This window comes from Klebsiella pneumoniae (assembly GCF_000742135.1).
Lineage (GTDB): Bacteria > Pseudomonadota > Gammaproteobacteria > Enterobacterales > Enterobacteriaceae > Klebsiella > Klebsiella pneumoniae.
Genome location: NZ_KN046818.1, coordinates 4,864,574 through 4,889,723 on the forward strand (window position 1 = coordinate 4,864,574; position 25,150 = coordinate 4,889,723).

General features: G+C 55.5%; 24 protein-coding genes. 14 read left to right on the forward strand and 10 right to left on the reverse strand.

The genetic code is table 11. From position 1 onward, the window contains the following. Nucleotides 1–35 precede the first annotated feature (35 nt). The 5 genes from pyrE to DR88_RS02965 form a co-directional block, all read right to left on the reverse strand. Nucleotides 36–677, reverse strand: a complete 642-nt coding sequence (pyrE, locus tag DR88_RS02985) for an orotate phosphoribosyltransferase (RefSeq protein WP_004173904.1) — start codon at nt 675–677, stop codon at nt 36–38. Nucleotides 678–787: 110 nt separating this feature from the next. After that, nucleotides 788–1,504 (reverse strand): ribonuclease PH, encoded by a 717-nt coding sequence (rph, locus tag DR88_RS02980; RefSeq protein ID WP_002922602.1) that lies wholly within the window; start codon nt 1,502–1,504, stop codon nt 788–790. Nucleotides 1,505–1,600: 96 nt separating this feature from the next. Continuing rightward, on the reverse strand, nt 1,601–2,740 hold the full coding sequence (locus DR88_RS02975; protein ID WP_002922603.1) for an ABC transporter permease: 1,140 nt from the start codon (nt 2,738–2,740) through the stop codon (nt 1,601–1,603). Next, complete coding sequence (locus DR88_RS02970; RefSeq protein ID WP_025860759.1) at nt 2,727–3,644, reverse strand: ABC transporter ATP-binding protein; 918 nt, start codon at nt 3,642–3,644, stop codon at nt 2,727–2,729. The genes DR88_RS02975 and DR88_RS02970 overlap by 14 nt, the downstream gene beginning before the upstream one ends. After that, the gene (locus DR88_RS02965; protein WP_274789616.1) at nt 3,637–4,563 is read right to left on the reverse strand and encodes an HlyD family secretion protein; all 927 of its coding nucleotides are present in this window, start codon (nt 4,561–4,563) and stop codon (nt 3,637–3,639) included. Before DR88_RS02965 ends, DR88_RS02970 begins: the two co-directional genes overlap by 8 nt. On the opposite strand from DR88_RS02965, the gene DR88_RS31110 reads away from it, so the two are divergent. After that, entirely contained in the window at nt 4,523–4,654 is a 132-nt protein-coding gene (locus DR88_RS31110; RefSeq protein WP_004150204.1) for a hypothetical protein, read from the forward strand. The two genes, DR88_RS02965 and DR88_RS31110, sit on opposite strands and share 41 nt — an antisense overlap. A 37-nt stretch (nt 4,655–4,691) precedes the next feature. Here DR88_RS31110 and DR88_RS02960 read toward each other — a convergent pair whose 3' ends face one another. After that, nucleotides 4,692–6,392 carry a bifunctional lysophospholipid acyltransferase family protein/GNAT family N-acetyltransferase gene (locus DR88_RS02960; RefSeq protein WP_004150206.1) on the reverse strand — a complete coding sequence of 567 codons (1,701 nt, stop codon included), beginning with the start codon at nt 6,390–6,392 and terminating at the stop codon, nt 4,692–4,694. A gap of 499 nt (nt 6,393–6,891) precedes the next feature. Here DR88_RS02960 and DR88_RS02955 point away from each other — a divergent pair, with 499 nt between their 5' ends. From DR88_RS02955 to DR88_RS02945, 3 genes are all read left to right on the forward strand, one after another. Further along, the gene (locus DR88_RS02955; protein ID WP_002922636.1) at nt 6,892–7,755 is read left to right on the forward strand and encodes a YicC/YloC family endoribonuclease; all 864 of its coding nucleotides are present in this window, start codon (nt 6,892–6,894) and stop codon (nt 7,753–7,755) included. 182 nt (nt 7,756–7,937) lie between these two features. Next, entirely contained in the window at nt 7,938–8,684 is a 747-nt protein-coding gene (locus DR88_RS02950; RefSeq protein WP_025860756.1) for an isocitrate lyase/PEP mutase family protein, read from the forward strand. 2 nt (nt 8,685–8,686) lie between these two features. After that, a complete protein-coding gene (locus tag DR88_RS02945; protein ID WP_032443998.1) occupies nt 8,687–9,745 on the forward strand; it encodes a bifunctional transcriptional activator/DNA repair enzyme AdaA in 1,059 nt (352 codons plus the stop codon). Nucleotides 9,746–9,800: 55 nt separating this feature from the next. Here the strand turns inward: DR88_RS02945 and DR88_RS02940 are convergent, their stop codons facing one another. Next, nucleotides 9,801–11,051, reverse strand: coding sequence for a chloride channel protein (locus tag DR88_RS02940; protein ID WP_009308789.1), 1,251 nt, complete (start codon nt 11,049–11,051; stop codon nt 9,801–9,803). Nucleotides 11,052–11,326: 275 nt separating this feature from the next. On the opposite strand from DR88_RS02940, the gene DR88_RS02935 reads away from it, so the two are divergent. Then, nucleotides 11,327–11,944, forward strand: coding sequence for a trimeric intracellular cation channel family protein (locus tag DR88_RS02935; protein WP_002922654.1), 618 nt, complete (start codon nt 11,327–11,329; stop codon nt 11,942–11,944). A gap of 5 nt (nt 11,945–11,949) precedes the next feature. Here the strand turns inward: DR88_RS02935 and ligB are convergent, their stop codons facing one another. Further along, complete coding sequence (gene ligB / locus DR88_RS02930) at nt 11,950–13,626, reverse strand: NAD-dependent DNA ligase LigB (protein WP_025860754.1); 1,677 nt, start codon at nt 13,624–13,626, stop codon at nt 11,950–11,952. Nucleotides 13,627–13,884: 258 nt separating this feature from the next. On the opposite strand from ligB, the gene gmk reads away from it, so the two are divergent. The 7 genes from gmk (at nt 13,885) to fpr (ending at nt 21,714) form a co-directional block, all read left to right on the forward strand. Continuing rightward, entirely contained in the window at nt 13,885–14,508 is a 624-nt protein-coding gene (gene gmk, locus DR88_RS02925; RefSeq protein ID WP_002922664.1) for a guanylate kinase, read from the forward strand. 54 nt (nt 14,509–14,562) lie between these two features. Then, nucleotides 14,563–14,838: a DNA-directed RNA polymerase subunit omega gene (gene rpoZ, locus DR88_RS02920; protein ID WP_000135058.1), complete on the forward strand. Its 276-nt coding sequence runs from the start codon at nt 14,563–14,565 to the stop codon at nt 14,836–14,838. A gap of 18 nt (nt 14,839–14,856) precedes the next feature. Further along, nucleotides 14,857–16,977 (forward strand): bifunctional GTP diphosphokinase/guanosine-3',5'-bis pyrophosphate 3'-pyrophosphohydrolase, encoded by a 2,121-nt coding sequence (gene spoT / locus DR88_RS02915; protein ID WP_004150214.1) that lies wholly within the window; start codon nt 14,857–14,859, stop codon nt 16,975–16,977. 4 nt (nt 16,978–16,981) lie between these two features. Continuing rightward, nucleotides 16,982–17,671 (forward strand): tRNA (guanosine(18)-2'-O)-methyltransferase TrmH, encoded by a 690-nt coding sequence (trmH, locus tag DR88_RS02910; protein ID WP_004181538.1) that lies wholly within the window; start codon nt 16,982–16,984, stop codon nt 17,669–17,671. Nucleotides 17,672–17,676: 5 nt separating this feature from the next. Then, nucleotides 17,677–19,758, forward strand: coding sequence for an ATP-dependent DNA helicase RecG (gene recG / locus DR88_RS02905; RefSeq protein ID WP_004889209.1), 2,082 nt, complete (start codon nt 17,677–17,679; stop codon nt 19,756–19,758). Nucleotides 19,759–19,806: 48 nt separating this feature from the next. Next, nucleotides 19,807–20,817, forward strand: a complete 1,011-nt coding sequence (glpX, locus tag DR88_RS02900; protein ID WP_002922903.1) for a class II fructose-bisphosphatase — start codon at nt 19,807–19,809, stop codon at nt 20,815–20,817. Nucleotides 20,818–20,967: 150 nt separating this feature from the next. After that, on the forward strand, nt 20,968–21,714 hold the full coding sequence (gene fpr, locus DR88_RS02895) for a ferredoxin--NADP(+) reductase (RefSeq protein ID WP_004173895.1): 747 nt from the start codon (nt 20,968–20,970) through the stop codon (nt 21,712–21,714). Here the strand turns inward: fpr and DR88_RS02890 are convergent, their stop codons facing one another. Continuing rightward, nucleotides 21,715–22,143, reverse strand: a complete 429-nt coding sequence (locus tag DR88_RS02890; protein ID WP_004173894.1) for a DUF805 domain-containing protein — start codon at nt 22,141–22,143, stop codon at nt 21,715–21,717. It lies immediately after the preceding gene. A 112-nt stretch (nt 22,144–22,255) separates the two neighbouring features. Between DR88_RS02890 and DR88_RS02885 the strand changes: the two genes are divergently transcribed. Both DR88_RS02885 and tpiA read left to right on the forward strand, forming a co-directional pair. Beyond that, nucleotides 22,256–22,858 (forward strand): YiiQ family protein, encoded by a 603-nt coding sequence (locus DR88_RS02885; protein WP_002922908.1) that lies wholly within the window; start codon nt 22,256–22,258, stop codon nt 22,856–22,858. Nucleotides 22,859–22,967: 109 nt separating this feature from the next. Then, the gene (gene tpiA, locus DR88_RS02880; RefSeq protein WP_025860750.1) at nt 22,968–23,735 is read left to right on the forward strand and encodes a triose-phosphate isomerase; all 768 of its coding nucleotides are present in this window, start codon (nt 22,968–22,970) and stop codon (nt 23,733–23,735) included. A gap of 92 nt (nt 23,736–23,827) precedes the next feature. On the opposite strand, the gene DR88_RS02875 is transcribed toward tpiA, so the two are convergent. Beyond that, the gene (locus DR88_RS02875) at nt 23,828–25,132 is read right to left on the reverse strand and encodes an SLC13 family permease (protein WP_004150220.1); all 1,305 of its coding nucleotides are present in this window, start codon (nt 25,130–25,132) and stop codon (nt 23,828–23,830) included. Between the last annotated feature and the right edge of the window lie 18 nt (nt 25,133–25,150).

The window sequence follows — 25,150 nt, forward strand, 5'->3', positions numbered from 1 at the left end:
CGGAAATCCGGCAGCCGAGGCTGCCGGGCGCATCATCAGACGCCGTAGGCTTCACGATAGGCGCGAACTGACGCCAGGTGTTCCGCCATCTCCGGCTTTTCTTCCAGGTAAGCGATCAGCTCTTTCAGAGTGATGATTGAGATAACCTGGCAGCCGTAATCCCGCTCCACTTCCTGAATGGCGGAGATCTCGCCGCGGCCGCGTTCCTGACGATCCAGGGAGATCAGAACGCCCGCCAGCTGCGCGCCCTGGGCCTGGATAATCTCCATGGATTCGCGAATCGCCGTACCGGCGGTGATCACGTCATCCACCAGCATTACCCGGCCCTGCAGCGGGCTACCGACCAGATTGCCGCCTTCGCCATGGGTTTTTGCCTCTTTGCGGTTAAAGCAGTAAGGCAGATCGCGGTCATGATGCTCGGCTAACGCCACCGCGGTGGTGGTGGCGATTGGGATTCCTTTGTAGGCCGGGCCAAACAGCAGGTCAAACTCAATTCCGGAATCCACCAGCGCCTCGGCATAAAAACGGCCTAGCAGAGCCAGATCGCGCCCGGTGTTAAACAGGCCGGCGTTGAAGAAATAGGGGCTCTTGCGCCCGGATTTCAGCGTGAATTCGCCAAACTTAAGAACCTGCTTGCTAAGCGCAAACTCAATAAACTGGCGCTGATACGGCTTCATGGATTCGCTCCTTTGGTACTTTTCATCATTGTCAGACTGCGCGCTCCCCTTCGCAGGTGTGATGAAGGATAAAGCGCAAAAAAAAGGCGACTTCTCAGTCGCCTTAATCATTAATTTTCTAACGCCGCCTTCTGCGTCGTGATAATGGACTCGATCCCCCCTCGGGCTAACGCCAGGAGAGTGAGGAGTTCTTCATGGGTAAACGGCTCACCTTCCGCAGTGCCCTGCACCTCAATAATACGGCCATCTTCGGTCATCACCACGTTCATGTCGGTCTCCGCGGCGGAGTCTTCGATGTACTCCAGATCGCAGATGGCTTCGCCATTTACGATACCGACGGAGACCGCGGCCACCATCCCTTTCATCGGATTGGTTTTCAGCTTGCCGGCGGCGACCAGCTTATTCAGCGCATCGGCCAGCGCCACGCAGGCACCGGTAATGGAGGCAGTGCGGGTGCCGCCGTCGGCCTGCAGTACATCGCAGTCGAGAGTAATCGTGAATTCGCCCAGCGCTTTCAGGTCAACCGCTGCGCGCAGCGCACGGGCAATCAGGCGCTGAATTTCCATCGTCCGGCCGCCCTGCTTGCCTTTTGCCGCTTCACGCGCGTTACGCGTGTGCGTAGAACGCGGCAGCATGCCGTATTCAGCGGTGATCCAGCCCTGGCCCTGGCCTTTCAGGAAACGCGGAACGCCTTCGTCAATAGAGGCAGTGCACAGCACTTTGGTATCACCGAATTCGACCAGCACGGAGCCTTCAGCGTGTTTTGTGTAATTACGGGTCAGGGTGACGGGACGCACCTGATTAGCGCTACGGCCTGCTGGACGCATGATAGAAATCTCCGGCTTGAAACGAATGTGAGGGCGCATTATACGAATTTCATGGCAAAAAGCCTATGCCCACTCCAGCCGGACGCGCCGATAATGTCAGTCCAGCGTTTTACGATAAGATTTCAACCCCACGCCAATGACAATCACCGCCAGGCCTATCAGCGGCAAGAGGTCAGGCAACAATGCCGTTGCTGAATAGCCTTTCAGCATAATGCCCTTAACCAGGCGGATGAAGTAGGTCAGCGGTAAACAGGAGCCAATGGCTTTCGCCCAGTCAGGCATACTAATAAAGGGGCTAATAAAGCCGGACAGCATAATGGAAGGGATAAAGTAAAAAGAGGACATTTGCAGCGCCTGCAGCTGGTTTTGTGCTAAGCCAGAAATACCGATACCAATTGACAGACAAAGAAAGACATAAATTAACAGCACAAAAAATAGTAGGAAGACGCTACCGTGAAGGGGGATATCGAACAACAAAACGGCGGCAATCAGGATTAACGTCGCCTGAAACAGACCAATGATAACAAAAGGCGTTATTTTCCCAATAATGACCTCAAGCCCGGACAACGGAGAGACCAGTAAATTTTCTAACGCCCCGTTTTCTCGCTCGCGGGTAATTGACAGGGCGGTCATCAGGATTAACGTTGTACTGAGTATAGACCCCATAATACCGGGAATAGTATTAAACTGGGTTATCCCCTCAGGGTTAAACATGCGATGAATGATAAGCTCGAAATCATCCTCTTTTTGCACCACACGCATGTCGCCCGGCAAATCGTGCTGAAACATCGACTTCGCCACCTGCACAAGGGCGCTGAGCGCATTCCCCGTGGTGATCGGATCGATGGCATCCCCCTGAATTAATAGTTGTGGCTTTTCTCCACGCAGTAACTTGCGCGTAAACCCTTCAGGGATCGTCACGATAAAAGTGACATCCCCCCGCACAAAGGCTTTCTGCGCCGCCTCTTCTGAATCGACAGGAATCATCGAAAAATACCCGGTATTTTGCGCTTCCGTCACAAAGATTTGACTCATGCGTTCGGTATCATAATTTAGTAAGGCGGTCGGAAGATTATGCGGATCCATATTGATGGCATAGCCAAGAATGATCAGCTGAAAAAGAGGTGTCAGGAGCACCATACTGATGCTGACTTTATCACGGCGTAGCTCGTGAATTTCCTTAATAACCACGCCAATCCACCGCGTAACGGAGAAGCTAAAATTAATTTTTTTCACAATTATTTTTCATCAAGTAGGTAAATGCATCTTCCAGATTGGTATCCACCTTACAGAACTCATAACCCTGTTGCGTAAAGGCAAAAAGCGCGGATTTTAACTTCGCTTCATCTCTGGATGTAATATAAAGCTGATTGCCAAAAATGACCGTTTGCTCAATATCCGGCAAGCGCTGTAGCTGGCTTTCAAGCAGCGTCAGACCGGCGCCGCTGGTTCGCATGGTAATCAAATTCTGGGAGGCGATAATCGACGCAATAGTGCCATTCGCCAGCAGCCGACCATAAGAGAGATAGGCAACCTTATGGCAGCGCTCAGCCTCATCCATATAATGCGTGCTCACCAGTATCGAGATCCCCCGGTCAGAAAGCTGGTGCAGCATTTGCCAGAACTCTCGCCGCGCCTTGGGATCCACGCCAGCAGTCGGCTCATCCAGAAATAGCAAAACAGGTTCATGCAACATACAGGCGGCGAGGGCCATTCTTTGCTTCCAGCCCCCAGAAAGCTCCTTAGCCAGCTGGTGCTGTCGGGCAGTGAGGCCTAACTCAGAAAGCGCACGTTCAACCCGATCTCTACGCTGATCGAGGCTATATAACCGCGCAATAAAAAGTAAGTTTTCCCGAATAGTTAAATTTCCCCACATTGAGAAATACTGGGTCATGTAGCCTATCTTTTTTTTTATTTTTTCCCGCTTCGTAAAGATATCCATACCCAGACAAGTACCTTCACCGGAATCCGGCGTAATCAAACCACACATCATTCGAATCGATGTCGTTTTTCCGCTACCGTTCGGACCGAGAAAACCATAGATCTCGCCTTTTGCTACCTGTAAAGAGAAATCCTTTACGACGTGATGCTCGCCAAAATGTTTATTGAGATTTTTTACATCAATACAAAGATTATTCATCGCCAATAATCTCCACATCAAACGGTTGGCCGATTTTCATCCGCCCTGCCTGCTGCAGCGCAGGGATAGCCTCCGCCATAAAAATGAGCTTCTCACGACGTTTCGTACTATAAATAACTGGAGGCGTAAACTCGGCCTCAGGGCTGATATAGTTAATAACGCCAGCAATGGGCTCAGCGCAACCATCGCATATAAGTTTTACCTTAGATCCGATTTTAAATTTACCGAGCTTCGCTTCGGGTATAAAGAAGCGTACTTTTATATTCTCAGGAGGTAACAGACTGATTATTGGTTTACCAGCAGAAGGGCGCTCCCCGGCACGATAAATAATATCGAAGACTTTAGCATTGACCGGAGAAACAATCGTCGTTTGCTGGACATCCCACAGCGCCTTATCCCGTTCGAGTTTTGCCGCGGCCACCATTGAGCGCTGCTTGCTAATCTCATCCTGCCGGGCAGGGAGTTGCCGTGCTTTGAGTTGATTAATTAACTCTTCAACCTGTGCGCCTTTTTGAGTTAATTCATCCCGGATATCCTCCCATTCCGCAAGCGATATGGCATGATTGGCGTAAAGATTACGATATCGCCCAAGCTGCCGCTTTACCTGGGATTCTGCCGATTGTGCTTTTTTAATCTGCGAACGTATAATATCCAGCTCTTCAGGCCGTTCGCCAGATTCCAGATTTCGTAATAGAGCGCTCTCTGCTGATAGCTTTTCCTCAGCGCGCAGGAAAATATTTTGCGCATCGAAGGACTCAATCTTCACTAACTCCTGTCCTGCGGCGACGTTATCTCCTTTACTGATCAAGATCCGTTCTATTTTTTCATTACCAGAATATGAAAGGTATACAAATTCTCCATGTGAATAACCGGATAACATGTTATCTGGTTTGTTATCACACCCGGTGTGTATCAGCACCGATATCAATATAATAAATACATTTATTGGCTTTCGCATTAAAACGCATCCATACGCATATCATTTCCCTTATCACTACGGTCTGGATTGAGGCACGCTCGCTCCAGGACCGGACAATCATCGTCAGTTTAATCTCTTAAATAATGCTTAACGTAGCTTTCATTCAATTTATCTATAGAGCTCAGATTTAACCCAGCTATCGAATTAAAAGAATCATCTTTTGTGAATGCAAGAATCGACGATCCGCCCGGGGAGAACCATTTAGCACTCTGTTTAAAAGGCCAGGGAAGTTCATAACCTTCTTCTCTCAGCAGGTGATTAAGCATGCTCCAGTCTGCTCTAAAATCTTCGCCACAAAATGGAGTATCATCCTGTACATTTTCGGCAGTGAACAATGCTATCGGCGTACAAAAATCAGCTGTCGAGGGAAAATATATATTATAGAAACTGATGATGAGTTTCTGTACTTTTTCAGGAAAAGCTCCAGGAATGGTCAGCACACCCAGCAAGTATTTATAGTCCGGATATCTTTTTATAAAGTCAAATATCCCTTGCCATAAATAATCAAGCACCTTACTTTTTTGATAAGGTTTCTGAATAAAACCGCGGCCAATTTCCACACACTTCTCTAAACAGGAATAGGCATTATCATGGTATTTAAACAAGCTGTTGCTATAGAGGCCTGTTACACCATGTTGGGCCAGCTGCTCGCCAACGGGCATAACACGATATGCTCCCAGGATTTCCACATCAGAAGGATCCCACAAAATGATATGATAATAACTTTCATCAAAAACATCGTTATCTCGGTCGTTACCAGTTCCGGCACCAATATCGCGATAACAGCGTTCGCGTAAGCGCCCTAACTCATCAATAATGGGTGAGGTTCGGTTAGTATTACAGCGATATATCACTAGTTTTCTACCGTCTTCAAACTGCCTTAATATTTCGCACTCCTCTATTGCGCTAATTAGCTCCTCTTTACCTGGTTCTAATTCTTGCGGCGCAATCGTATCTAACAGAGCCGGGCCATTCTTCGCTATACTCTGGAGGTGCGTCAAACATACATTTGCCGCGGCAGAAAGATCTTTATTGTATTCTTTAAACGAGGATAAGGCTATTTGCTGTCCTATATTGATTTTCATGGTCTTGCCATGATGGCGGAGAGCTTCACGAATAACCATCATGTTCGACAGTTGCCGCCAGAATGTTGCAGTAAGATAATAAATCTTACTGTTTGCTCCCGTAATATGAATTGGTACCAATGCTGCATTATTTCTCATAGCAAGCTGTAAAAAACCGGGGTTCCACTTATGCTCCTGTAACCCGGAAAGAGACCAGTTAGCTAGCTTACCCGCAGGACATATAATCAATACGCCTCCTTTTCGCAGGTGATCGTTCATCTCGCGGAATTTTTTATGGCTCATCTTACCGGCCATATTCTCAATTCCAATGGTAAGTTCCGATACCTGGGGGAATATAATTGGCAAAACGTGATTAGCTATTATTTTTATATCACTCCTGACTCGGGAGACCGTATGTATTAAGCTAAGTCCATCGATAACCGTCGGATGATTTGAAATAACAACCGTAGCCCCATGCTCAGGTATGTTGTTAAATTGGTGGCGTTCGCTTTCACATTTCAACTCAAGGAGTTCAACAACTGCATTAACCCACTCGACCCCATTTTTATTAACGAGTCGCTCGTTATATATTAAGCGAGAAAATACCTTATTGCCAAATGCCGTCCTGAACAGCCATTTTTTCCAAAAAGGTATGGTTGTATTTGGAAAAAATTCCCTTACGACTCTGTCAAAGATAGCGTCCATATTAAAATCCTTTTTATAGAACTCATCTTAAACGACTATACTAGCGTTCTTTCAGTCGGACAATACCGCATAAAACTTAAAAAGGCCAAAACAAAACAATTAGATATAATTAATACAACAGTATTCTCACCATAAATACAATCACCAAAGTTTTAATAAATTTATAGTAATCAATGCAAAAAAAACATACATAATGCTTAAAGGTAATACCCTATCTCATTTCTGGTGGTTATACTTCCTAAAACTCACAGAATAGCTTGTCTGGTGGTATATGCATTTGTACAAAGGCATCCGAATTCCATGCCCGTATCTAATATCAGAAAATATTAACTACGGATTCCCATAATATATAACCCCACCTACAGCCCCTGGTGAAAATAACTTTGCGGCGATATCCCTTAAAACAATCGTCCTTGAAGTATTTCATCACTATTCCTGTTAAGTCACCGCCCGCACGGCTATAATCCTTGCATTCATTATTACGAAAACAGGAACGCCTATGATCCGCAGTATGACCGCCTATGCCCGCCGTGAAATCAAGGGTGACTGGGGTAGCGCCGCATGGGAGCTGCGCTCGGTAAACCAGCGCTATCTGGAAACGTACTTCCGCCTGCCGGAGCAGTTCCGTAGTCTGGAGCCCGTGGTACGCGAGCGCATTCGCGCCCGCCTGACTCGCGGTAAAGTCGAATGCACCTTGCGTTTTGAACAAGATCCCAGCGCTCAGGGTGAACTCATCCTCAACGAAAAGCTGGCTAAACAGCTGGTAAACGCTGCCAACTGGGTGAAAATGCAGAGCGATGAAGGGGAAATCAACCCGGTTGATATCCTGCGCTGGCCGGGCGTGATGGCCGCCAAAGAGCAGGATCTCGACGCCATCGCCGCCGACATTCTGGCCGCTCTTGACGGCGCGCTGGACGACTTCATCGTCGCCCGCGAAACGGAAGGCCAGGCCCTGAAAGCGCTTATCGAGCAGCGGCTTGAAGGCGTGAGCGGCGAAGTGGCGAAAGTTCGCGCTCATATGCCGGAAATTCTCCAGTGGCAGCGCGAGCGTCTGGTCGCCAAGCTGGAAGATGCGGAAGTGCAGCTGGAAAATAACCGCCTTGAGCAAGAGCTGGTGCTGATGGCGCAGCGTATCGACGTTGCCGAAGAACTGGACCGTCTCGAAGCGCACGTTAAAGAGACCTATAACATTCTGAAGAAGAAAGAAGCTGTGGGTCGCCGTCTCGACTTTATGATGCAGGAGTTCAACCGTGAATCGAACACCCTGGCGTCAAAATCGATTAACGCCGAGGTGACCAACTCCGCGATTGAGCTGAAGGTACTCATCGAGCAAATGCGCGAGCAAATCCAGAATATCGAGTAACGCTTTCTCGTTTGTTAATGTATTTCGGTATCCAGGGCCATGATAAATCATGGCCTTTTTATTTATCTCTCTCACGGGCGAATGATAAGAATCTACTTATAAAAAATAGTCGTCCAGTTTTCGGTTGTGGCAAATAAGCACAACGCGGCACAGTCAGGAAAACACTACCGCGAGAGAAAAGAATGGACTTTAATGCGCTTCACCAGCAACACCAACCTTTGTTGCTTGCCAATGTCTGGGATGCCAGCAGCGCTCAGGCTGCTCAGCAGGCTGGTTATCAGGCGCTGGGATCCTCCAGCGCTGCTATCGCCGCAATGTTAGGGTATGAAGATGGCGAAGAGATGAGTTTTGACGAGCTGTTTTATGTCGCCTCACGCATCAAAACCGTTAGCGAACTGCCGTTAAGCGTCGATTTAGAGGCGGGCTACGGCGCGACAACCAGCCACATCATTGATAATATCCGGCGTCTGGCGCATCTCGGCGTGAGTGGAATAAATCTCGAGGATAGCCATGTGGTGGATGGTACGCGTCGTCTTGACGATGCGGAGCGCTTTGCCGTCAAACTGCAGGAAATCACCCGCGCCTGTCCCGGTCTGTTTGTTAATGTCCGCACCGATACCTTTCTTCTCAACGTACAAGATGCGCTGGTTCAGACGCTCTATCGCGGTCAACTCTACGCCAAACACGGCGCATGCGGTTTTTTTGTGCCTTGCGTCACCCGCGCGGAGGATATTACCGCCATCGTTCACCACGTGCCTTTACCCTTAAACGTAATGTGTATGCCTGAGCTGGCTGACTTCAGCACCTTATCGACACTGGGCGTAAAACGAATTTCGATGGGCAATTTTATTTATGCTGCGACGCAGGCCAGACTGAAAGACTTATTATGTCAGGTGCAAACCCAACACTCTTTCTCAGGTGTTTTTTGACCATGAAAATTACCGACAGCATGCAGTGCGATATCTGGTATCAGGCGCTGCTTGAACACGCGGTGGAATTCACCGGCGTTTTTTTCGTCGGCGTGAAAACCACCGGCGTATTTTGTATCTCGGTCTGTCGGGCGCGAAAACCCCGGCGGGAAAACGTCGAATTTTATAATGACTTTAAATCCGCGCTGGATGCCGGCTTCCGGCCATGCAAAGTCTGTCGCCCGACGGAGAATGCCCGGACGGCCCCCGCCTTTGTTGAACAAGCGCTCCGCCTGCTGCGAGAAGCTCCAAAGGTCCGCCTCAGCGATAGCGAGCTACGTCAGCACGATATTAGCCCGGAACGCGTTCGCCGCTGGTTCCTGCAAAACCACGGGATCACCTTTCAGGCTTTTCAACGGATGCAGCGTTTGAATATGGCGCTTCAGGAATTAAAAGCAGGCCGCTCAACTACCGATGTCGCTTTCGATAGCGGTTACGAGTCCTTAAGCGGCTTCGGCTATACCTGCAAAAAATTGACCGGTTTCGCACCCAGCGCGCAACGCCAGGTTGTTTTAATTCATCGTTTTACCACCCCGTTAGGGCCAATGTTTGTTTGTGCAACGCAACGGGGAATTTGTCTGCTGGAGTTTGTCGACAGACGAGCGCTGGAGTCAGAATTCAGCGACCTGCAGCGGCGGTTCAACGCCAGCATCATCGCAGGTGAAAATGCCCACACCAGGCAGGCGCAACAGGAAATAACGGAGTATTTCGCCGGACAGCGTCAATCGTTCGAGGTGGCGCTTGATACCCCAGGCAGCGAATTCCAGCGAGCGGTCTGGCGCCGTTTACAGCACGTTAGCTTCGGTGAGACGACGCATTATCAATCGATTGCGATGGAGATAGGTAAACCAACGGCCACGCGCGCGGTGGCTGCTGCAAACGGCGCTAACCGCGTCGCGATTATCATCCCGTGCCATCGAATTATCGGCAAAGATGGTTCGATGACCGGTTACGGCGGCGGCATTGCACGAAAAATATGGCTTATTAACCATGAGGCAACCATCAGGGAAAAACGCGGCTGATTTTACTTTCAGGATCAACGGCCCCCTCCCTGACTTTCACCGCGGCTCGGTAAGCCTATTTTTTATCCAGCACCCGGCAGGTTAAAAACGCCCCTGCCGCGCACAGCAGCGCTGGAGCCAGATAGCTGTGATCCATGTGGGTAAACTCCATCACCAGCGCCACTGCGGTCAGCGGCATCTGCATGGAGGCGGCGAGAAACGCGGCCGCCCCCACCACAGCGAAGCTGCTTTTATCACCGCCAGGGAAGCCGAGCTGCCAGAGCGCGCAGAGCAGCAGGCTGACCAATCCGCCCACCGCCAGCCCTGGGGTTAACAATCCACCCTCCGCGCCGCCGCGCAGCACCGCCAGAATCACCACCATCTTCAATACTAACAGGACAGCGACCATGGAAAGAGGCAGCCCGTCGCTGAGCGCCAGCTGCATTGGACCCTTGCCATTGCCCGGAAGCTCGGGGAAATAAAGACTCAGGATGGCAAGAAGAGAAAACCCCAGCAGACAGAACACCGGCATCTGCCAGTTACTTCGCGCGCGTGAACGCGCCGCGCTGGTCGCTTTGCGAAAGAGCCAGGCGCCGGTGCCAAGAATCGGGCCCGCCAGAATCGCCCACCAGAGAAAGGTGTGCGGAAGTGCGCTGGAAACAAAATGGTATTGCGATTCATCCCCTAACCCCAGGGTGGCCGTCCAGGCGGCAATCGCCGAGGTCATTATCGCCGCCAGTGTTTTTTCCCAGCTAAACGACAGCAGCATGACCTCAAGGCTGAACAACGCCCCGGCCAGCGGGACGTTATAGACCGCCGCCAGACCTGCGCCCGCCCCACAGGCAATCAGCGTGCGGGTTTCATCTTCCAGCAGGCGCAGCTTACGCGCCACCATCCCCGCCCCCAGCGCGCCCATTTCCCGGGGCGCCACCTCGCGGCCAAGCGGGGAGCCCAGCGCTACGGTGACGATCTGCAGCAGCGCGTGGATCGTCGTGGTGCCCGCGGGCATGGGTACGCAGGGGTTGGCCACCGCCGCCGCAATGGAAACCCGCCTCTGCCCATAGCGACCAAGCAGCCACCAGCCAAATCCGGCGACGGCGCCGCCGGCCACGATTGCCACGATGCGGCGTGGCCAGGACGACTCCGTGACGCCCTGTAAAAATGACACCGAACCGACGATCTGCCCGTAACTGTAACCAAAAGCCAGGTGCTGAATCGCGTGTAAAATTAGTGCCAAAACCATGCCGGACAGACCGGCCAGAATCCCGGTTAATACCACGGCTATCAGGCGGATCAGATGATTTTTATTCCCGGCGGCGACGCTCATTTTCTCAGGCCTTGAAAAGGAAAAATAAAAGAATAAAGGACGAGACTTAAACATTGCGTAATCAAAGTGTTTTCGATAGTGATACCCATCGCTTCACTTAGCATTACTTTTTCTAATCAATAAAAATCCCTAAAAAACCAATAAACCTTTAAATCAAGCCATCACAGATACTATTTCCATTAATTTTTCCTGGCGTAAATGATTCGCTTTAGAAAATCTCAATCGTGATCCTGCGCACAAATCGTTAACCTGCCCGCCATTACCTGGGGGGATCTATGCTGCTTCATGTTCTGTATTTAATCGGTATCACCGCGGAAGCCATGACCGGCGCACTGGCTGCCGGGCGCCGGCGGATGGATACGTTTGGCGTCATTATTATCGCCACAGCGACCGCGCTGGGCGGGGGTTCCGTTCGCGATATCCTGCTGGGGCACTATCCTCTTGGTTGGGTGAAGCATCCCGAATATGTCATCATTGTCGCCGTCGCCGCCGTTCTCACGACCATTGCCGCTCCGGTGATGCCGCACCTTCGTCGGCTGTTTCTGGTGCTGGACGCGCTGGGGCTGATCGTGTTTTCCATCATCGGCGCGCAGATCGCCCTGGACATGGGCGAAGGCCCGGTTATCGCCTCTATTGCCGCCGTGATCACCGGTGTCTTCGGCGGCGTACTGCGCGATATGTTCTGCAAACGCATTCCGCTGGTCTTCCAGAAAGAGCTGTATGCCGGGATCTCCTTTGCCGCAGCCGTACTCTATATTGCTCTGCAACATTACGTCAGCAGCCACGATGTGGTGGTGCTGGCTACACTGCTGTTCGGCTTTACCGCCCGCATGCTGGCGCTGCGCTGGAAACTGGGGCTACCGGTCTTCCACTACACCCATGACGCCCACTAACCGCCTTAAAATCCGGGGATGCGCTGCCCGCTAAGCCATTGCGCCAGCGCCACCACGTCCGGATGGTGCAGGAAAGCCACCAGCTGGCGGGCTCTGATCTCCCCCACGCCAGGCAGCGTGCGCCATTGCGCTTCACTTTTTGCCGCCAGCAGATGCCAGTTCTCGCTTTCGAGCTGCGCCAGCGCCCCCTGCGGCACCGGGATCCCCATCGCCAGCACCCAGCGGATAAAAGGTCGTTTGCGAACGAGATCAAACTGATGCCAGAGGTGCTGCCCGCGGGCGGCGGAAATCCCTGGCACCGCCTGCAGCTGCTCAACGGTAAGCGCCAGCCAGGAAAAGATATGCGTCATCGGGTTTTGCTGTTGAATGACGCGCCATAAATTTTCCCCCACGCCATCGACATTCAGGGCGGACTTTGATGACAACCAGATCAGCCTGGAAAGAAACTGTTCGCTGCACTCAGGGGTGGCGAAATAGCAGGTTAGCGCATTAAATTTCGCCGGCGGCGGCGTCGGTTTATGGCGCTCGGCCGTCCGCCAGACGACGGCGTCGACCCGAGGAATACCCTGCCCTGCCAGACTGATCTGCAGCTGATCGCCAACCCCAATATCCAGCATCTGCCAGCGGGACACAGAGCCAACGTTAACCCGCTGCACGCGTTTATCATCCAGCCGCTGGGGCTCAAGCTCGGCCACCACGTTGAGTCTGCCGCTGCGGCCGGTACTGAAACGGATCGCCCGTACCTGCATCACCCGCGATGCCGGAGGATATTTCCAGGCTGCCAGCCACTCGCCCTTTCCGGGCGACCAGACTCGCCCCGGCGGCTCGCGTCCTTCGCGCACAATCACACCGTCGCTGACGAAGGGCAGCGGCGAGCGATACCAGCGCTGGCGCCACTGCGCCACCTGCTCGATGCGCGACACCGGATGGGTATATTGTCCGCTGTACTTAAACCCCGCCTGCGCCAGCAGCTTCTGACGACGGCGCATATCCGACGGGCCGTCTGGCCAGGCCCAGATAAAAACGTCCAGTTGACTGAGCGCAGCCGCCGCGTCGGCTCGCATCATCAACCCGGCGACTTTCGCCCGCGCATTCATCCCCCCGGCCTGCTGCTGGACATGGCCGTCCCGGCGCAGAAACAGTTCCCCCTGCAGTACGCTGTCGGCCAGTTCACCGGTCATCACTTTCGCCAGCGCCGGGATCTGCCGCGCTCGGGCGGTCCATGCCTCACCGCGTAGACCATCGCCGCGGCTAATGGCCTGAACCAGACGCCCCTGGCGATAAACGAGAGTCACCGCCACGCCGTCCACTTTAGGCTGTATCCACAGGTCGGATTTATTTTTCATCCAGCGGGCAACGCTGTCCTCATCCGCCAGCTTGCGCACGCCGGTATGGGCCACCGGATGACGCGCATCGCCGGTGGGCGGAGGCAGATCGTCATCCTCAGGCGTCGCGCCCGGAAAGCATTGTCGCCACTGCGCCAGGCGCAGAGTGAGCTGGTCGTAAACGTCATCGCTCACTCCGCTGGCGCCCTGCCGCCAGTAAGCCTCTTTCCAGGCGACAATTTGCTGATGAAGGCGTGATGTCTCCTGCCTTCCTCTGGCCGGCGGCCAGTCCGGACACGTCGCCAGCGCGCTGGCAGAGAACATCCCTAACGCCAGCCACCACCCTCCTTTACGCATTGCAGTCCCCTCCTCCATCACCTCGCGGAGAGTCTGCTGCAGAATGCCGCGAGCCGCGACGGAAGCTTTTTCGCCTTGCGAAGCGCCTTCCAGGATTTACGCCTCATTGCAGCAACGGCTGGCGAATTCAGGAAAACGGCAGGCAAAATGAAAGAAACAGCGGCAAAAAGTGTGACAATGACTGCGTCACGCCGCGGCGACGTGTATAATAGGCTCGTATGTAGGACCTCTTTCGATAACCACATACAAAAGACACTCATGGCTCAAGGCACGCTTTATATTGTTTCCGCCCCTAGCGGCGCGGGTAAATCCAGCCTGATTCAGGCTTTATTAAAAACCCAACCGTTGTATGACACCCAGGTATCGGTCTCCCATACCACGCGGGCGCCGCGTCCGGGTGAAGTGCACGGCGAACACTATTTCTTCGTGAATCACGACGAATTCCGCTCGATGATTGGCGAAAACGCGTTTCTGGAACATGCAGAGGTCTTTGGCAACTATTACGGCACGTCGCGTAAAGCGATCGAGCAGGTGCTGGCGACCGGCGTCGATGTCTTCCTCGATATCGACTGGCAAGGCGCGCAGCAGATCCGTAAAAGCATGCCCGGCGCGCGCAGTATTTTTATTCTGCCGCCGTCAAAAGATGAACTGGACCGTCGCCTGCGCGGCCGCGGCCAGGACAGCGAAGAGGTGATCGCGAAACGGATGGCCCAGGCCGTTGCGGAAATGAGCCATTACGCGGAATATGATTACCTGATTGTGAACGATGATTTTGACACCGCCCTGAGCGACCTGAAAAATATCATCCGCGCTGAACGTCTGCGCATGAGCCGCCAAAAGCAGCGACATGGCGCTTTAATCACCAAACTATTGGCAGACTGAACCCACATTCAGTATCATGCCCAGTCATTTCTTCACCTGTGGAGCATTTTAAGTATGGCACGCGTAACTGTTCAGGACGCTGTAGAGAAAATTGGTAACCGTTTTGACCTGGTACTGGTCGCCGCGCGTCGCGCTCGTCAGATGCAGGTTGGCGGAAAGGATCCGCTGGTACCGGAAGAAAACGATAAAACCACCGTTATCGCACTGCGCGAAATCGAAGAAGGTCTGATCAACAACCAGATCCTCGACGTACGTGAGCGCCAGGAACAGCAAGAGCAGGAAGCCGCTGAATTACAAGCCGTTACCGCGATTGCTGAAGGTCGTCGTTAATCACACAGCGGGTCGCCCTTGTATCTGTTTGAAAGCCTGAATCAGCTGATTCAAAACTACCTGCCGGAAGACCAGATTAAGCGTCTGCGGCAGGCGTATCTCGTTGCACGTGACGCTCACGAGGGTCAGACACGTTCAAGCGGTGAACCCTATATCACGCACCCGGTCGCGGTAGCCTGCATTCTGGCCGAGATGAAGCTCGACTATGAAACGCTGATGGCCGCGCTGCTGCATGATGTGATTGAAGATACCCCCGCCACCTACCAGGACATGGAACAGCTTTTTGGTAAAAGCGTCGCCGAGCTGGTAGAGGGGGTGTCGAAACTTGATAAGCTCAAGTTCCGCGATAAGAAAGAGGCGCAGGCCGAAAACTTTCGCAAAATGATCATGGCGATGGTGCAGGACATCCGCGTCATCCTCATCAAGCTTGCCGACCGCACCCACAACATGCGTACTCTGGGCTCGCTGCGCCCGGATAAACGCCGACGCATCGCCCGCGAAACCCTGGAAATTTACAGCCCGCTGGCGCACCGTTTAGGCATCCATCACATCAAAACCGAGCTCGAAGAGCTGGGCTTTGAAGCGCTGTACCCTAATCGCTACCGCGTCATTAAAGAGGTGGTCAAAGCGGCGCGCGGCAACCGTAAGGAGATGATTCAAAAGATCCTCTCCGAAATCGAAGGGCGTTTGCAGGAAGCGGGGATCCCCTGCCGCGTCAGCGGTCGCGAGAAGCATCTATACTCCATCTACTGTAAAATGGTGCTCAAAGAGCAACGTTTTCACTCGATCATGGATATCTACGCCTTCCGCGTTATCGTCCATGATGCCGATATCTGCTATCGCGTGCTCGGCCAGATGCACAGCCTCTACAAACCGCGTCCGGGTCGTTTTAAAGACTACATCGCCATTCCGAAAGCTAACGGCTATCAGTCTTTGCACACCTCGATGATCGGCCCCCACGGCGTCCCGGTCGAGGTACAAATTCGTACCGAAGACATGGACCAGATGGCGGAGATGGGGGTAGCGGCGCACTGGGCTTATAAAGAGCACGGCGGCGAAAGCAGCACCACCGCGCAAATCCGCGCTCAGCGCTGGATGCAAAGCCTGCTGGAGCTGCAGCAGAGCGCCGGTAGCTCGTTTGAATTTATCGAGAGCGTAAAATCCGATCTGTTCCCCGATGAGATTTACGTTTTCACCCCGGAAGGGCGCATTGTCGAACTGCCTGCCGGCGCCACGCCGGTGGACTTCGCCTACGCGGTGCATACCGATATCGGTCATGCCTGCGTCGGCGCGCGCGTCGACCGTCAGCCCTATCCGCTGTCGCAGCCGCTCTCCAGCGGTCAGACTGTCGAAATTATCACCGCGCCGGGCGCTCGCCCGAACGCCGCCTGGCTGAACTTTGTCGTCAGCTCGAAAGCGCGCGCCAAGATCCGTCAGCTGCTGAAAAACCTTAAGCGCGACGATTCGGTCAGCCTTGGCCGTCGTCTGCTCAATCACGCGCTGGGCGGAAGCCGCAAACTCGCCGAGATCCCACCGGAGAATATCCAGCGCGAACTCGATCGCATGAAGCTGGCCTCGCTTGACGATCTGCTGGCGGAAATCGGTCTGGGCAACGCCATGAGCGTCGTGGTGGCAAAAAACCTGCAGCAGGGCGAAGCCGCTGCGGCGCCGGTGCCGGCCAACGCGTCGAACCACGGTCATCTGCCAATCAAAGGCGCCGATGGCGTGTTGATCACCTTCGCCAAGTGCTGTCGTCCAATTCCAGGTGACCCGATTATCGCCCACGTCAGCCCGGGTAAAGGGTTGGTTATCCACCATGAATCCTGTCGTAACATTCGCGGCTACCAGAAAGAGCCGGAGAAATTTATGGCGGTTGAGTGGGATAAAGAGACCGCTCAGGAGTTCATCACCGAAATCAAGGTGGACATGTTTAACCACCAGGGCGCGCTGGCTAACCTGACGGCGGCGATCAACACCGCGTCTTCCAATATCCAGAGCCTGAATACGGAAGAGAAAGATGGCCGCGTATACAGCGCCTTTATCCGCCTGACCGCGCGCGACCGCGTGCATCTGGCGAATATCATGCGCAAAATCCGCGTCATGCCGGACGTGATTAAAGTCACCCGTAACCGAAACTAGCTTTATGAACTCAAAGCGCTACGAGCGTATCTGCGAGATGCTCGCCAGGCGTCAGCCTGACCTGACGGTCTGCATGGAGCAGGTCCATAAGCCTCATAACGTCTCTGCGGTCATCCGGACCGCAGATGCCGTTGGCGTACACGAAGTGCATGCCGTCTGGCCGAGCAGCCGGATGCGTACCATGGCCTCCGCCGCCGCGGGCAGCAACAGCTGGGTGCAGGTTAAAACCCACCGCACTATCGCAGATGCCGTCGGCCACCTGAAAGGCCAGGGCATGCAAATTCTCGCCACTCACCTTTCCGACAAAGCCATCGATTTTCGTGAAATCGACTATACGCGTCCAACCTGCATCCTGATGGGTCAGGAAAAAACCGGCATCACCCAGGAAGCGCTGGCGCTGGCCGATCAGGACATCATTATCCCGATGATCGGCATGGTGCAGTCGCTGAACGTCTCCGTCGCCTCGGCGCTGATCCTCTACGAGGCGCAGCGCCAGCGGCAGAATGCCGGGATGTACCAACGCGCCAACAGCATGCTGCCGCCGCAAGAGCAGCAGCGCCTGCTGTTCGAAGGCGGCTATCCGGTGCTGGCCCGCGTCGCCCGACAAAAAGGTCTGCCTTACCCCCACGTTAACGAGCAGGGCGAAGTGGAAGCCGATGCCGCGTGGTGGGCTACCATGCAGGCTGCGAGGTAAACCCAATGTCAGGCCGCCTGTTAGATGCCGTTCCGCTCAGTTCACTCACCGGTGTGGGCGCTGCGCAGAGCAGCAAACTGGCGAAGATTGGCCTGCATACGGTACAGGATCTGCTGCTGCACCTGCCTTTACGCTACGAAGATCGCACCCATCTTTACCCGATAGCCGAGCTACTTCCCGGAGTTTATGCCACCGTGGAAGGTGAAGTGCTCAACAGCAATATCACCTTCGGCGGCCGGCGGATGATGACCTGCCAGATCAGCGATGGCACCGGCATCCTCACCATGCGCTTTTTCAACTTCAACGCGGCGATGAAAAACAGCCTCGCGACCGGTCGTCGGGTGCTGGCCTACGGTGAAGCCAAACGCGGTAAGTACGGCGCCGAGATGATCCACCCGGAATATCGCGTCCAGGGCGATATGAGTACTCCGGAGCTGCAGGAAACGTTAACCCCAGTCTATCCGACCACCGAAGGCATCAAGCAGGCGACCCTGCGCAAGCTCACCGATCAGGCGCTTGAGCTCCTGGAAACCTGCGCGATTAGCGAACTCCTGCCGCCGGAGCTGGCGCAGGGGATGATGAGCCTGCCGGAGGCGCTGCGTACGCTGCACCGCCCGCCTCCCTCCTTGCAACTTAGCGAGCTGGAAAGCGGCAAGCACCCGGCGCAGCAGCGTCTGATTCTGGAAGAGCTGCTGGCGCATAACCTCAGCATGCTGGCGCTACGGGCAGGCGCCCAGCGCTATCACGCCCTGCCGCTCGGCGCCAACGATACCCTGAAAAACCAACTGCTGGCCTCCCTGCCCTTTAAGCCCACCGGCGCGCAGGCGCGGGTTACCGCCGAGATTGAACACGATATGGCGCTGGACGTGCCGATGATGCGCCTGGTGCAGGGCGACGTTGGCTCCGGTAAAACGCTGGTCGCTGCCCTGGCCGCCTTGCGCGCTATCGTCCACGGCAAACAGGTGGCGCTGATGGCGCCCACCGAACTGCTTGCCGAGCAGCATGCCAATAACTTCCGCAGCTGGTTCGAACCGCTGGGTATTGAAGTCGGCTGGCTGGCGGGCAAACAGAAAGGCAAAGCCCGTCAGGCGCAGCAGGAGGCTATCGCCAGCGGCGAAGTGCAGATGATTGTCGGCACCCACGCCATCTTCCAGGAGCAGGTGCAGTTTAACGGCCTGGCGCTGGTGATTATTGACGAACAGCACCGCTTCGGCGTGCATCAGCGGCTGGCGCTGTGGGAGAAAGGTCAGCAGCAGGGATTCCACCCGCATCAGCTGATCATGACCGCCACCCCGATCCCCCGCACCCTGGCGATGACCGCCTACGCCGATCTGGACACCTCGATTATCGACGAGCTGCCGCCAGGCCGAACTCCGGTGACCACTGTCGCCATCCCCGACACCCGGCGCAGCGATATTATCGACCGCGTGCGCAACGCCTGTACCCATGAAGGTCGCCAGGCCTATTGGGTCTGTACGCTGATTGAAGAGTCCGATCTGCTGGAAGCCCAGGCGGCGGAAGCCACCTGGGAAGAGCTCAAACTGGCGCTGCCGGAGCTCAATATCGGCCTCGTCCACGGGCGGATGAAACCGGCGGAGAAGCAGGCGGTGATGCAGGCCTTCAAGCAGGGCGAGATGCATCTGCTGGTAGCCACCACGGTGATTGAAGTCGGCGTCGACGTGCCTAACTCAAGCCTGATGATTATCGAAAACCCGGAACGTCTGGGTCTGGCGCAGCTGCACCAGCTCAGAGGGCGCGTTGGTCGCGGCGCGGTCGCTTCCCACTGCGTGCTACTCTATAAATCGCCGCTCTCCAAAACGGCGCAGAAACGTCTGCAGGTCCTGCGCGACAGCAACGATGGTTTCGTCATTGCCCAGAAAGACCTCGAAATTCGCGGTCCCGGCGAGCTGCTCGGCACCCGCCAGACCGGCAACGCCGAATTTAAAGTGGCGGACTTACTGCGCGATCAGGCGATGATCCCCGATGTTCAACGCATTGCTCGCCACATTCATGAACGCTATCCGCTGCAGGCCCAGGCGCTTATCGAGCGCTGGATGCCGGAAACCGAACGCTATTCCAACGCGTAGCGCGCTTTTGCCGCGCTGCGGGCAATTTTTCTACACAACGAGTGGATTATGAAACGAGAACTGGCCATCGAATTTTCGCGTGTCACCGAAGCCGCCGCGCTGGCGGGCTATAAATGGCTGGGCCGCGGCGATAAGAATACCGCCGACGGCGCAGCGGTTAACGCCATGCGCATTATGCTTAACCTCGTCAATATCGACGGCACCATCGTCATCGGCGAGGGCGAAATCGATGAAGCGCCGATGCTCTATATCGGCGAAAAAGTGGGTACCGGCAAGGGCGATGCGGTAGATATCGCCGTCGATCCCATCGAAGGCACCCGCATGACGGCGATGGGCCAGGCCAACGCCCTGGCGGTGATGGCGGTCGGCGATAAGGGCTGCTTCCTCAACGCGCCGGATATGTATATGGAAAAGCTGATCGTCGGCCCGGGCGCTAAAGGCGCTATCGACCTTAATCTGCCGCTGGAAGAGAACCTGCACAATATCGCCCGCGCCCTGAACAAGCCGCTGGGCGAGCTGACCGTCACCGTGCTGGCGAAACCGCGCCACGACGCGGTCATTGCCCAGCTGCAGCAGCTGGGCGTGCGCGTGTTCGCTATTCCCGATGGCGACGTCGCGGCCTCTATTCTCACCTGCATGCCGGATAGCGAAGTCGACGTACTGTACGGCATCGGCGGCGCGCCGGAAGGGGTGGTTTCCGCCGCGGTGATCCGCGCCCTCGACGGGGATATGCAGGGGCGCCTGCTGGCTCGCCACCACGTGAAGGGCGATAACGAAGAGAACCGCCGCATCGGTGAAAATGAGCTGGCGCGCTGCAAAACCATGGGCATTGAAGCGGGCAAAGTGCTGCGTCTGGATGAAATGGCGCGCAGCGATAACGTCGTCTTCTCCGCCACCGGGATCACCAAAGGCGATCTGCTGGACGGCATCACCCGCAAGGGCAATATGGCCACCACCGAGACGCTGCTGATCCGCGGCAAGTCGCGCACTATCCGTCGTATCCAGTCGATTCATTACCTCGACCGTAAAGATCCGGACATTCAGCAGCACATCCTGTAATACCGCTTTTTCTCTCCCAGGCAACCGTCCGCAGGCGGTTGCCCTGTTCTTCGTTTATATTTGATCAATAGAGCTTTCTTGCGCCTTCGGGGTGGAAATCTGGCTCGTCTGGACCGAAGATAAGGCATCGCTTGGCAACAGGAGAAGACGATGGCGGACTGGGTTAGCGGCAAAGTGACAAAAGTGGAGTACTGGACGGACGCCTTGTTCAGTTTATACGTGCGGGCGCCTGTTCATCCGTTTACCGCCGGGCAATTTACCAAGCTCGGGCTGGAAATCGACGGCGAACGCGTGCAGCGCGCCTACTCCTACGTCAACGCCCCCGGCAATCCCGACCTCGAGTTCTATTTGGTCACCGTCCCGGAAGGCAAGCTGAGCCCGCGTCTGGCGGCGCTGAAGCCGGGCGATGAAGTCCTGGTGGTGAGTGAAGCGGCAGGTTTCTTCGTCCTCGAGGAAGTACCGGATTGCGATACCCTGTGGATGCTGGCGACCGGCACTGCGCTGGGGCCGTACCTGTCAATTTTGCAGGAAGGCAAGGACCTTGAGCGCTTTAATAACCTGGTGCTGGTCCACGCCGTCCGCTACGCCGCGGACCTGAGCTATCTGCCGCTAATGCGCGAACTGGAGCAGCGCTACGCCGGTAAATTACGCATCCAGACGGTGGTCAGCCGCGAAACCGTGGAAGGCTCGCTGACCGGCCGGGTGCCGTTTCTGATTGAAACCGGCGCGCTGGAAGAGGCCGTCGGCCTGCCGATGACCACTGACACCAGCCATGTGATGCTGTGCGGCAACCCGCAAATGGTGCGCGATACCCAACAGCTGTTAAAAGAGACCCGGCAGATGACCAAACATCTGCGTCGCCGGCCAGGCCACATGACGGCTGAGCACTACTGGTAATCAGGCGTCCGCTTTCCAGCGCACGTCCTGGGTCTCCTTGCCGAACTTATTCTCGCCCTGGGTGCCGACAAACGCCCCCAGGTCGATCAACATCATGACGATAATCAACGTCGGCACAAAGCGCCCGACGCCCCACTGCCAGACCTGCGGCAACATCGCCCAGTTCCCCGCCAGCAGCATCCACGCCAGAATCATCAGCAGCGCCCAAAGTCCGGATTTGCCGCGATCGTGCAGCCGCTTGACCACCACCGCCGCCGTCGGCCACAGCAGGCAGACGATAATAAACGCCGCCGTCTGCAGGTTGAGCAGATTGCTGCCTGCCAGGGTAAACAGGGCGCTCATGGTCACCAGCCAGATGGCAATCCAGATCCAGAAATCGCGGCGGCCAATGCGCCCTTTAATTGAGAATAACCACTGCTGTAGGGTCATGCGTTTTTCCTTATCATCATCGTCTGCGTAGTTTACCCTGGCGTCGTGACTTTTTGACAAGCGCCGCGCTTCCCGATTTAATCGTCAGCAGGCAAAAAAAGGAACGACGGGCATGAAGAAGTGGACAATTTTGTGGTTAAGTGGGCTGATGGGCCTTGCCGTCGGCCCGCACGCGTTGTCCGCAGAGAGCGAATCGACGACCGCGGCAGCGCCCTACCTGCTCGCCGGCGCGCCGAGCTTTGACCAGTCGATCAGTCAGTTCCGCGAGAAATTCAACGCCGATAACCCAAAGCTGCCTCTGAACGAATTCCGTTCCATCGCCACCAGTCGCGATCGGGCTAACCTGACCCGCGCCGCCAGCAAAATTAACGAAAATCTCTATGCCTCCACCGCGCTGGAGCGCGGCACGCTGAAGATCAAATCCATGCAGATCACCTGGCTGCCGATCCAGGGGCCGGAGCAAAAGGCGGCCAGGACCAAAGCGCTGGAGTATATGAGCGCCATGATCCGCGCCTTCGTGCCGACTTTTAGCCAGGCGCAAAGCCAGCAAAAACTGCAGAAACTGCTGGCCGCCGGCAAGGGCAAGCGCTACTTCGCCGATACCGAAGGCGCCGTGCGCTATGTGGTGGCAGATCATGGGGAAAAGGGCCTGACCTTCGCCATTGAACCGATTAAGCTGGCGCTATCTGAAACGCTGGAAGGTAACAATAAATGACAAAAAGCAAAGCCTTTCCAGTGACGAGTCTCTATACTGTTTCACAGACCATGCTGCCCTCTGGGGCGGCTATATTCCTTAATTCGCTTAAGTAGCGTGGAGAATTAAAATGCGACATCCTTTAGTGATGGGTAACTGGAAACTGAACGGCAGCCGCCACATGGTAAACGAACTGGTTGCGAACCTGCGTACCGAGCTGGCTGGCGTAAGCGGCTGTGCAGTTGCCATCGCCCCGCCGGAAATGTATCTGGACCTGGCTAAGCGCGCGGCAGAAGGCAGCCACATTCACCTGGGCGCGCAGAACGTTGACGTGAACCTGTCCGGCGCATTCACCGGTGAAACCTCCGCCGAAATGCTGAAAGATATCGGCGCGCAGTACATCATCATCGGCCACTCCGAGCGTCGTACCTACCACAAAGAATCCGACGAGCTGATCGCGAAGAAATTCGCGGTGCTGAAAGAGCAGGGTCTGACCCCGGTTCTGTGCATCGGTGAAACCGAAGCCGAAAACGAAGCGGGCAAAACGGAAGAAGTTTGCGCGCGTCAGATCGACGCAGTGCTGAAAACCCAGGGCGCTGCCGCTTTCGAAGGCGTGGTTATCGCTTACGAACCAGTATGGGCTATCGGTACCGGCAAATCAGCGACCCCGGCTCAGGCGCAGGCGGTGCACAAATTCATCCGTGACCACATTGCTAAAGCTGACGCCAAAATCGCTGAGCAAGTGATCATCCAGTACGGCGGTTCCGTTAACGCTGGCAACGCCGCAGAGCTGTTCACCCAGCCGGACATCGACGGCGCGCTGGTTGGCGGCGCCTCCCTGAAAGCTGACGCTTTCGCGGAGATCGTTAAAGCAGCAGAAGCAGCGAAAAAAGCGTAATTCGCTTTTCCCGGTGGCGACACGCGACCGGGTTGACTGACAAAACGTGGGAGCCCGGCCTAGCACAGCGCAAGCCGGGCTTTCTTTTGCCGTTACAGTTTCCCCAACAGCTGATACCAGGCGTAGTCCAGCGGCAGTAAAACCAGATAACTCACCGCCGCCAGCGCCAGACACAGTTGCATCCCCGCCCTCGCCGGGACCTTGCCTAACCCCATCGCCACCACGATCGGCGACGCCTGATAGGGCAGCAGCGGCGTGGAATAGCCCAGCACCTGAATCATAATCACGCTTAGCAGCGGGAAGCCGGTGGCGTCGGCAAAGCTCTGGGCAAAGGTGGTGTAGAGCGCCGGCACGCCGTTGGCGGTCATAATAAAGTTCAGCGCGCTGGTTATCCCGGTCAGGGCGAGAAAGCTGGTGAAAGGATTGTCTTTATCCAGGGGCATCACCTGCAGCAGCGCATTGCCCACCGCGCCGCCAATCCCGGTTTGGGTGACGGCGATCGCTAGCCCCAGAATCCCGGCGACGTAAATGCAGGTGCGCATATTCACCCCGCTGGCAAACTCCTCGCCGTTGATAAAGCCCACCCGCGGCAGCAGCGTGATCACAGCCGCCGCCAGGCCGGTCCACGCCGGGCCGACGCCGTGCCAGCTCTCGGTCACCCATAGCGAGAGGACCACCGCCAGCAGCCACGCCAGACGTTTCTCGTCGCGGCTCATCGGCGGCAGCGGCGTCAGGTCGCGCGGTGGATGCGGCTTGCCGGGAAACAGCCAGCAAATCAGCGCCACCAGCACCGCCCCTTTCAGCCAGCCAAGCACCGGCGTATGCAGCAGTAAATAGGGAACATAATTCAGATGGATACCGTACGAGCCTTCCGCCGCGCCACTCATCACCAGATTCGGCACGTTGGCGGGCAAAATCGTCGCCGACAGCTGAAAGGTGCCGAACCCCACCGCCAGCGCCAGGCCGAACCAGCCGCGGCTACCGTCGGCAATGCCCGCGCGGCGGGCCATCGCCGCCACGATCGGCATCAGCAGCGCGATGCGCCCCATGTTGGAGGGCATCACGAACGCCAGGGCGTAGCTCAGGAGTACCACGCTGGCGACCATCCGCGGCCAGGAGTCGGTGAGCCTGGCCGACAGCGCCTGCGCCGCCCGGTCCGCCAGTCCGGTTTTACGGATGGCGATGCCGAGCACAAAGCCGCTGAACACCAGCCAGAACGCCGAAGAGGCAAAGCCGCCGAAGATCACCTCCGGCGGAGCGATTTTCGCCATCATTGCCGCTGCGAAGAACAGCAGCGCGGTGATAAATTCCGGCAGCAGCGACGTCGCCCAGAGCACGATGGTGACGCCGACAATCAATGAAGGAAGGAACAGCGGGTGGGTAAGCCAGAGCGACATGCCTGTCTCCTGTCGTTT